Origin of the sequence: Mesorhizobium sp. IMUNJ 23232 (assembly GCF_044326205.1) — a bacterium.
In the GTDB taxonomy this organism is placed as follows: Bacteria; Pseudomonadota; Alphaproteobacteria; order Rhizobiales; family Rhizobiaceae; genus Kumtagia.
In genome coordinates this window covers 1-9,627 of sequence record NZ_JBIRCY010000116.1, presented here as the reverse complement: position 1 = coordinate 9,627, position 9,627 = coordinate 1, and the positions used below count along the sequence as shown (strand labels likewise).

Sequence of the window (9,627 nt, the reverse complement as noted above, 5' to 3'; positions counted from 1 at the left end):
TCGACTGCGCGGTGTTGTTCTGGCATTGTCATGAACGTCCATCCGAGGCTCCTGGCTGGCGGTCGCGTGTGTGGTAACCGCAACCTCGCATCCAAGCCTCGGACGGACAACCTCCATAGCAATGACACCTAGGGCGCTTCCGGATTGGTCAAGCAAGCTTCGCGACCACTCGACGTACTGGGAGGGGCAGCATACTTGACGGTCCAAATCGTCAGTCACTAACCGCGCTCATCCCGCCAGATCCCCGTCGGTCATGGATGTTCTCGTGCTGGGGAACCTGACCGTGCCCGATCTGCGTTCGTAGAATCCGGTGTATCCGCTGTCCCGAAGTGCTCACGGGTGGGTGGTCGCTGCCGGTGGTTGCCGAGATTGCGAGGGATCAAAGATTATTGTCAGCAGCAGAACGGCGATTGTGCGACGGTGATCCAGGATGAACCCGCCGCCGTATTGAGTCCTGGAGGCCGCTGGCCCAAGGGGGTGGGGTCCGGGCATTGAGCCAGCGGCCCGGAACGGCGCGGTATTCCTCCCCGTCCGCTCCACCGGCAGTGAACACGCAAAGCCGTGGTGGTTAATTGATAAAATGCCGCCGACGCGAGAATAAACTCAGCGTCGGCGGCAAACCTTCCAGCCCTAAGCAGCCGCAAATCACGATGACGAATTCCAGCAGCTTCCCCACCGTCAGGTCGTCAACAAATACATTTGCAAATTGTGTTTGTAAAGTGGCGCGGAAAAGCTTCCGACAGGCAAAATTTGACTTGTTTCGTTTAGAAATGGTGAGCCGTATGCGGCACTGAGTTAAGCAGAAATCTTTGCTGGCAGCGGCGAGGATCGCGCTCTGATGGCGCAGGAGTTGGCCGGACTGACTACACACCACCACCTGGGCGAACTCAGGCAACTCATCGCCAGTGTTGAGGTGAGCCCGGCCACCTGCATTTGCTGAAGGATCGCCGGGCCATAACCCACCTCGCCCTTGGCCCCGCGATCCTTCATTCCGATTTGAAACATCGGTGTCGGTTAGGGGACTGGCAATTCATACATTACATTCGACGTGCCAAGTATGAGGCTGCGCAAGGGGCGATCGTCATGCACTTCCGCATCCTGGGAACTGGCGGACGGTTGTGCACCGCGTTCGTCCAGACAATTGATCTATCGCAATATGGTCTTATAGCGGTGTCCTAAATTCACCGTTCGCCGGCGGGGCCGAAGAGGGCGGAACCAGCGAAGCGTAATGCGTACCCACCGCTAGGACCGCCCTCTTTGATTATTGCTCTCGCGCGATTGACCTGCGTTTTTGGGACGAGAACATGAGGATATCGGCCCTCGTAACCCCGCCTGCCGTGTTATTCCGTTCCCTTCCTGGCGTGGCACTTTGACCGCTGCCGATTTTGTGGTGATCTGACGAACCAGGCGGGAACTCGCGCTTTTTGGGCAACCTCAGTCAAAGAGGATGCATCGTACACCGTGAAGCCACTGCCGAGCACCACGGGACCCGGCGGCCCACCACCCACCTGCGATCGACGCATCTGATGTGGATTTGCGCAGAAGCGTGACCCCTATCTAAACCAGAATTAACGCGTTGAGTTTGTTGCCGAAATTACGATATTGCCAAGGTCCCGTCCGGCGCCGAGCGGGACCCCGGCAGGATCCGAAATTTGCCAATAAATGCAAAATGTTACGGCGTACCCTCGAGGGGTCCATCTTCAGTGCTTATGCACACCTAACGCAAGGCGCGGACGTCACCGGGCGCCACATCGCCCTTTCGCCCACCCCAGGTGACACGCAGATAGTTCACAAGCGCGGCGGCCTGTTCGTCATCCAGCTTGTCGGCAAATCCGGGCATGGCCTGCATGCTCTCAAGATGCGGAAAGTTCTCAGCGCGGATTCCGTCGAGCATGGCGACGATTAGATTGCGCGGGTCGGCGAGGCGAAGCGTGCTGTTCTGGCGCATGGCCACGATCGTGTTGGGTACGCCCTGGCCCTCGAGACCGTGGCATCCGGCGCACAGCGCGAGATAGCTGCTCCGCCCCGGGCCGTTGGCGGCGGGATCGGTCGCCACCTGCGCCGGAGGCTGCGGAGCGTCGCCGAGCAGGAAGATGGTGACCGCCCCGAGATCCTCCGCTGTCAGACGCGTCGTGCTCAGCATGACCACAGGATGCATGTCACTGAACGCGGAGCCCTGTTTTGCCAATCCGCCCCCCAGGAAGGCGCGCAGCCCCGCGGCATCCCAGCCGCGATCCGCCAACGCTGCCGGTGTGATGTCGGGCGCCGCGACGCGCCCGAGCGCAAAACCGGTGAACACTCGCGATAGCTCCATCTCACCCACGATGCCGCGCGGCGTGTGGCATTCCCCGCAATGGCCAAGCACATTCACAAGGTAGCGCCCACGCTCCCAGCCGGCGGAATCACCCGTTGAGGCCGCCGGCAGGCGGTCATGGAGGAACAGAAGGTTCCAGCCCCGCATGGCGAGGCGAATGTTGAAGGGGAAGTCGAGGTCGGTTTTTCGGTTGGCCACCTTCATGGGGCGCAACTGCATGAGATAGGCGTAGATGGCGTCGGAATCCGCCCGCGTCATGCCGCGATAAGAGGTGTAGGGCATCGCGGGATAGAGCTGTTGCCCGTCGCGCCGTACGCCGTCGTGGAGCGCACGCCAGAAGTCCTCCGCGCTCCAGCGTCCGATCCCGTCGTCGGGATCGGACGTGATGTTGGTGGCGTAGATGGTGCCGAAACTACTCTGCATGCCGAGACCGCCGGCAAAAGGCGCACCGTCGGGCGCCGTGTGGCAGGCCGCGCAGTCGGAGGCTTCGGCGAGGTACTTCCCCCGGGCGACCACCTCGGGCGGCGCGTTCACCACCTGCACGGGACCGCCCGTCTTGCCGCGCAAGAGGTTGAGCGCGAAATACCCGCCGACGCCGGCGATCGCGACAATCGCGAAGACAAGCAGACCCAGCCGACCGATCTTCATGTTGGATCCCGCGTGAGGCCCTGCGTCGCCAGGATGAGATCGCGGATCGCTTCGTAGTAACGCACGTAGCCGGTGCAGCGGCAGAGGTGCTTCTCCAGCGCCGCCTCGACCGTTGCCTGGACCTCCGCGCGCGGCACGGGTGCGCGCTCCAGGCGTTCGATCAGCACGGTCGCCGCATTGACGAAGCCCGGCGTGCAGTAGCCGCACTGGAAGCCGTACCGGTCGAGAAAGGCCTGCTGGACCGGGGAAAGAGCTACGAGTTCGCCCTTGTCGTTCCTGCGCGCAATTCCCTCGATGGTACGGATGCGCTTGCCGTCGAAGAAGCCCGCGCCAGTGATGCAGGTGGGCACCTCCTCGCTGGCGTGATCATCCCGGTCCCAGATCACCACGCAGGCATGGCAGATGCCCTGGCCGCAGCCGAGCCGGGAGCCAGTCAGCTCTAGCATCTCGTGCAGCACGTCGATCATCATCATGCCTTCGGGCACGTCCAAGGGGCCATGGCGCAGGCCATTGATCGTCACCGTCAGAGGATGGGTCGGAAGGCTCATGACAGAACCCCCTGGATCTGTTCGGGCGTCACCGGCAGCGTGCGGAAGCGATGGCCGATGGCGTGGGCGATGCCGTTCACGATGGCCGGGATGATTGCGATCATGGTCACCTCGGCCATGCCCTTCGGCGGCTCGTTCTCCGACAGCGGCGGCAGGACCTCGGCGGTCTGCGTCCACACCGCAACCTCACTGCCGCGCGGCAAGTGGTAGCGGTTGAAGTTCCAGGTACCATCGCCAGGACCGTCTTCGTAAAGCGGCAGCCCCTCGTGCAGTGCGAGGCCGATGCCGCTGGCGGTCGCCCCCTGCACCTGGCTCGATACCAGATCAGGCACCAGCATGTTGCCGCATTCGAGGATCGTGTGGTGCGTAAGCACGGTGACGGTGCCGCTGGCGGCATCTACGGCAAGCTCGGCGAGCGTGCCGACAGCCGCGTTGTAGCCGACAGCGGCAGCGTTGTTCCGGGTCGGAGGCATGAGCACCGCCTGGCGATCCAGCACGTGGTAGCGGCCCGGCGTGGCGGCCGCCGCCTGCTTCTCCGCGCCTGCACCATCGCCGTAGCGCACGGACAGGCCGTCCACCGGGAGGTGCTGCGAGACACCCCCCACGACGAAATCGGCCTCCGCCCATTGCCACCGGTTGAAGCCGTGGACCATCGCCCCGACAATCAGACCGCGCGCATGCGCCTCCGCGGCCAGCTTCGCCAGCGGCAGGGGAGGCTGGCCCTCGACCGTGAGGGAGCCGTCCACCCAGCGCGCACTCTCTTGGCGCAAGGCTTCGGAGGGGGCGCCTGCGGCAGCCCAGATGGCGCCTGCGGCAGGCCAAAGGCCGTGCTGGAACACGACGCGCGTCGCCTCCCGCGTGGTGTGCGAGAAGTAGTAGGACGAGTTGCTGGCGCTGGACGCCGACGCCGTGGCCGGAGTCCAGCGCGGGTCCAGCGCCAGGCGATCCTGCTCCTCCTGGCTCATGGCGTGGGGGTCGCCGCTGGTCACCATGGGAAGGTCTGGCCAGTCCGTGACTCCAGTATCCAGGGTGTCGGCCGGCCGGCCCAGCCATCGCACGCATGCGACGGCCTGCCCCGAGGACATGCCGGTGCCGATCTCCGTGCCGGTGTGCCACAGCGAGATCCGTCCGTCCGACGCCACCTCCACCCTGGCGAAACTCGCCTCCGCGCCCGTGCCGAACCGCCGCTGGATGCAGCCGAAGCCGACGCCGTAATATTTCCCGGGATGCGCAGCGTCGTAGGCCTGCTTTTGGGCGACCCGGCCGGTCCACAGGGGATGGCTGCGCGCTTTCTGCAAAACCTCATCGGCCCGCTGCAAGCCAAGGGGGATTGCGCCCTGCCCATTCTTCATCCCGGTCTTCAACACGTTCCGGAGGCGAAACTCGATGGAATCGAGCCCGAGCTCACCGGCGATTTCATCGATCATCAATTCGGTCGCGATCAGGGTTTCGAGCGCGCCGTAGCCGCGCGCGGAACCGCAGTCGATGGCTCGGGACGAGAGCGCTGTCGCCGCGACGTCGGACTTGGGAAAGTAGTAGACCGACTGCGCTGCGGTCGCGCCGGCCATGGTGAGGGCGGCGGAACAATTGGCCCGGCCGCCTCCATTGGCGGCGATGTCGGCCCGGAATGCTTGCAGCTGCCCCGTTTCCCGCTCCACCATCATGGTGTAGCGCATGCTGAACTGATGCCGCTTCAGCCCGGTCTGGAACTGCTCGAACCGGTCATTGGCGATCCGCACCGGCCGGCCGTCGCCATAGAGCGCGGCGACCAGGCCGTAATACGGCATGCTGCAATGATCCTTGGACCCATAGCCGACGGTGAAGCAGGGATGCAGGAACAGTCGCTCGATGCCGATCCGGCTTCGTGTCAGCATGGCGGCGGCCGCTTCCGCCACCTCCTGCGGAGACTGCGATGCCACCACCAGATGCAGCTCCTTCTTGACTGGGTCGCACCAGCCGTTCGCATTGTCAGGCTCGAGCGCGGCTGTGTCCCCGGACTGGGTGGCATAGTCGTGGGTCAGCACCAGGTGGCTGGCTGGCGGATGCGCCAGCGCGCTGTCGATAGCGGCCACGTGATACATGCCCTGGGCGCCCACATCCCCGTCGCGGGCCGGCTGAGGCCAGACGGGCGCATGCTCGTGGTAGGTAGGGGTCAGCGGCCCCTGTTTCATGCACGAGAAGACGTCCTCGTCATAAGGCGTCGCGCCGCCGACGCGCACGAAGCGGGATGAGCCCCACGGGTCGCGCTCCAGCGGACCCGTCACGGCCCCATAGCGCACCACGGTGTCGTTGAACTGGAGCTTGTCCTTCGCAAAGCGGAAGCCTGGGAAGTCGTGGTAGATCAATATCGCCACCGCATGGCCCAGATAGGCCGGCGTCTTGCCTTGCGGCAGCAGCATGTCCTCGCCATAGAAATCGGGAAAGGCGACGCCGTCGCGCGCCAGGTCTATAGCGGTCACGATGCGATCGGGACCGAGATCGCCGGAGAGCACCGACAGATCGAGCCCGACATAGAGGCGGTCGGCCTTGGTGACGCGGAGCACCAGTGCATGGGCCTGCTGCTGGGGCCAATGGGGCATGTCGCGCGCACGGACGTCGCGTGCGAACACCTTTTCTCCGACCACTTTTGAAACGCCGTCGACTCTATATTTCAAGACGGCGGTGCGATCGCTCCAGGCCGGTGGCGTGAGCAGCCTGTCTTCGAACAGGGACGCGTACGCCCGGCTGCCCATCGGCGCGAGATAAACGGCGACGCCGCCGATCAGGGCACCGCGAAGCAGCTCACGCCGCGAGACGTGCGGGCCGCTCACGACAGTGCTCCGGATCGGAGGAGGCGGAAACTGCCCGCAGACGAGTACACCGGGCTACGTTGGAGAAGTGCTGCGAGCATGTCGACCATCCATTCCGCCCGTTCCATCAGCGGGTGCGCAGCACGGTATCGATCTCGCGGTCGAGCTGTATAGCCCGTTCGGCAAGTTCGGTGATCCCTTTGGCGGCGGCCCGCGCGCCGTGCTCGCCGACGAAAAGGAAATGGGTTCCATGGATCTGGACGGTCAGCCGGTCCATGGCGGACTTGAACAGATCCTGGAGCGCCTTCCATTGTCCCCCCGTCATGCCGGCCAGCCGCTCGCGATGGGGATAGACATGCGCCCGGTAGAGCTGCTGGGCGATCAACTCCCCCCAATTGCTGCGGCAAAGCAGGACGTTGGGGTAGTCCGCGGTGCTGTCGCTGATCATGAGCGCCATTGCGGGATAGGAATCGTAGCGGGACGTGCCGGCGTCCGCGGCAGCGGCGGCAGGGTCGGAGACGATCCGGCCGTTGCGGAAGCGCGCATTCTCGCCCTGAATGTCCAGTGGCGGATTGCCGGTGAAATCAGCGCGGAAAATGTCCTCCGGAATGATCGTGCGGGCATTTATCTCGTTTTGTTTCGCCATCATCTTGATGAACCAGGGCATGAGAGAGTGGGCCTGATCCACCATGCCGTCGGGGGCGAGCGTGAACTGCTCGGCATTGCCGGGAAAGAGATTAGGGCCTGGAGGAAGTGCATCGAGCGCGACGAACAGCGCGAGATCGAGACCCGCCGCGCGGGCGGCGTCCGCGACGGTCTGCACCGGCTTGCCACCCATGCTCCAGCCGACGACGATGATGCGATTGCCGAGCCCGTTGGCGGCGATGGCGCGCTGCGCCCCAGCCGCGATCTGCCGGCCCCAATCGGTCACATTGAACTCCGGATAGACCTGGCGATAGGCGGGATGATCGAGTGGATAGGAGGTGCCGAGAAAGGAATAACCCTCCTCGACGATCCAGTGCGCAAGGAAGTCCGCGGGCCGCCCGCCCGGAAACCCGTAGGAGATCCGCGCCAGGAACGATGTTCCCGGGACGAACACGACAAGCGGCCTGTCCGGGCGCCCCTTGATGTACTTCACCAAGGAGGGGAAACCGGCCGCGTTGATCAGCTCTTCGCCGGGAAACAGGGAGGGGGATGCCGCCTCCGAGCGACGCGCCAGGGCGAGGCAGAGGCTCGCACCGCCCATCAGGCCGAAATCGCGTCGCGTGAGCTGCATGGCGTTTTCCCTGGGACGCGGTCGGCGGGGCTTGGACCGAGACGTCATTGGCACGAACCGAAGGTCAGGAATCTGCAAACCGGAAGCTGCAAGCGATATCTTCCAGGTGCGCGGGGGGCGAGTACCTGGAAGATGTTTCGTGGTGCGTTGATCGCCTCAGTTGTAATAGGCAGGATTGGGATATCTGCCGTAGCTCGGCACACAATAGACATTACCCCAGGCGTTGTGCCGGCAGATGCCGCCGCGCGGGCCCGTCCACCAGTCGATGAACAGGGTTGCCATGGTGCCTTCATTCGGGGGCGTCCCCTGCAGCAGCCGCACTGAATAGCTCAGCGTATCGCCTTCGAGCTTGGGCGAGGTGAGTTCGACGACCGACAGCACTTCCTTCCCATCGGCGATGGTGCTCAAGGTCGCATTCGGCGGATCCTTCTCCATGCTGTCCTTGCCCTTGTTCCAGTTGTCGACGAAGGACTGCGAGTCCACGCTGCCTGTCATGCGGTCAGGACGGTCCGCGAACATGACGATCTTGGGATTGATCCCCTTCAGGGTCAGGGTCTTTCCGTCGAAGCTCGCTTGCGGGGCGCTTTGAACCAGCAGCCAATCTACGGCGGGCATCTCGAAGCTGCTGTTGTCCTGGGTAGCTGTGCTCTGGGCTTGCGCGGAAGCGACCGCACAAAAAACCGATAGAATCGCGCCGCACATAAACGTCTTCATGGCACACGTCCTTTCGTTGCAGCTGTATTTCTGCATTTCTTTCGCCGGCTCAACACTCAAGCTTTCCGGATGCACCAAACCTCATAACCGAGCGGCGGAGCCGGCGGCCTTAAATGCGGAACCATGGCGCGGGGACTATAGGCGAGCCGTTCAAGCGGACGTGTCACGGATTCAACTCACCGAAGAATCCGAGGTCGGCGCGGTGAATTTGATGGCTCGCAGGTCTGTGGAAGCGGTTTCGCCGCTTGCCCGCAATCCGGTGGCGGTCCAGAAGGGTAGGCGGACAGACCGGAGGCGATTTTGGCACTCGAAGCAGAGGCACCGCCTGGATTTTACCGCTGCCGCATCGGCAAGATGCGGGTGTGCGTGGTGTCCGATGGCCCCATTCTTCTGGCCAAGCCCCGCACGGTCTTCACGGCCCTTTCCGAGGACGAGATCGACACGAGTCTCGATGCCGCCTTTCTTCCCCGAGGTCCGATCCGCGCCGAGCAGAACTGCCTGCTGCTCCAATGGGATGACCGCGTGGCGCTGTTCGATAACGGCATGGGGGAATCGGACTTGTTCGGCCCTCTTGCGGGACGCTTGAAGCAGAACATGGTTCGAGCGGGTGTTCCCCCCGAGGCGGTCACTGACCTCATCCTCAGCCACGCCCACCCCGATCATTGCTGGGGCACAATGGGCACGAACGGCATCCCGAATTTCCCCAATGCCGCCATTCATATCTCCGAAGCCGAATGGCACTTCTGGGAAGCGTGCGACGAGCCGGCGCTGGAACTCGCTGTCGCGGGGTTCCGGCAGCAGGTGGTCCCGGTGCGGGACCGGATTCGCTTCTTCCCCGGTGGCGACATGGTACTGCCCGGCGTCTGCGCTTTGGCGGCACCCGGCCATACGCCGGGGCACATGGCTTTCCTCGTCTCATCCGAAGGGGAGCAGCTCTGTGTGCTCAGCGACACCATATTTCATGTGCCCTTGTCGTTCGATTTTCCGACGACGCCGAGCGCCTACGATTATGACGCCGAGATCGGAGCGGCGACCCGGCTCGCCCTGCTCACCCGAATGGCGGATGAGCGCGCGAGGGTGATCAGCTATCACGCGCCATGGCCTGGCATCGGCCATGTGGTGCGCGCGGGCGACGGCTTCCGCTTCGTGGCGGAACCGATGATCCTTGAAGGGGGATGATCCCTCTTCCGTAAGGATAGGAGAGCAAACGCTAGCGTCCGTTGACAAAGGTTGACTGGAGAATCCGGTTTTGATTCAAGGCTTCTTTTTGGAGGCAGCCTTGGGCGAACGTGTTGGTCTGACGGACGAGGAATGGGAACTGATCGGGCCTTTGCTGCC

The 9,627-nt window shown here is 63.7% G+C and carries 7 protein-coding genes; 1 reads left to right on the top strand and 6 read right to left on the bottom strand.

Going from position 1 to position 9,627, the window contains the following annotated elements:
- Positions 1–568: 568 nt before the first annotated feature.
- The 6 genes from ACH196_RS37020 to ACH196_RS36995 all read right to left on the bottom strand — a co-directional run bounded on the left by ACH196_RS37020 (position 569) and on the right by ACH196_RS36995 (position 8,289).
- Complete coding sequence (locus ACH196_RS37020; protein ID WP_396651812.1) at positions 569–895, bottom strand: hypothetical protein; 327 nt, start codon at positions 893–895, stop codon at positions 569–571.
- 822 nt (positions 896–1,717) lie between these two features.
- Complete coding sequence (locus ACH196_RS37015; RefSeq protein WP_396651811.1) at positions 1,718–2,962, bottom strand: c-type cytochrome; 1,245 nt, start codon at positions 2,960–2,962, stop codon at positions 1,718–1,720.
- The gene (locus tag ACH196_RS37010) at positions 2,959–3,510 is read right to left on the bottom strand and encodes a (2Fe-2S)-binding protein (protein ID WP_396651810.1); all 552 of its coding nucleotides are present in this window, start codon (positions 3,508–3,510) and stop codon (positions 2,959–2,961) included. The genes ACH196_RS37015 and ACH196_RS37010 overlap by 4 nt, the downstream gene beginning before the upstream one ends.
- Entirely contained in the window at positions 3,507–6,320 is a 2,814-nt protein-coding gene (locus ACH196_RS37005; RefSeq protein ID WP_396651809.1) for a xanthine dehydrogenase family protein molybdopterin-binding subunit, read from the bottom strand. Before ACH196_RS37005 ends, ACH196_RS37010 begins: the two co-directional genes overlap by 4 nt.
- A 106-nt stretch (positions 6,321–6,426) precedes the next feature.
- The gene (locus ACH196_RS37000) at positions 6,427–7,575 is read right to left on the bottom strand and encodes an alpha/beta fold hydrolase (RefSeq protein WP_396651808.1); all 1,149 of its coding nucleotides are present in this window, start codon (positions 7,573–7,575) and stop codon (positions 6,427–6,429) included.
- Between the two features lie 156 nt (positions 7,576–7,731).
- A complete protein-coding gene (locus ACH196_RS36995; RefSeq protein ID WP_396651807.1) occupies positions 7,732–8,289 on the bottom strand; it encodes a hypothetical protein in 558 nt (185 codons plus the stop codon).
- 300 nt (positions 8,290–8,589) lie between these two features.
- Here ACH196_RS36995 and ACH196_RS36990 point away from each other — a divergent pair, with 300 nt between their 5' ends.
- The gene (locus tag ACH196_RS36990; protein ID WP_396651806.1) at positions 8,590–9,468 is read left to right on the top strand and encodes an MBL fold metallo-hydrolase; all 879 of its coding nucleotides are present in this window, start codon (positions 8,590–8,592) and stop codon (positions 9,466–9,468) included.
- Positions 9,469–9,627 lie beyond the last annotated feature (159 nt).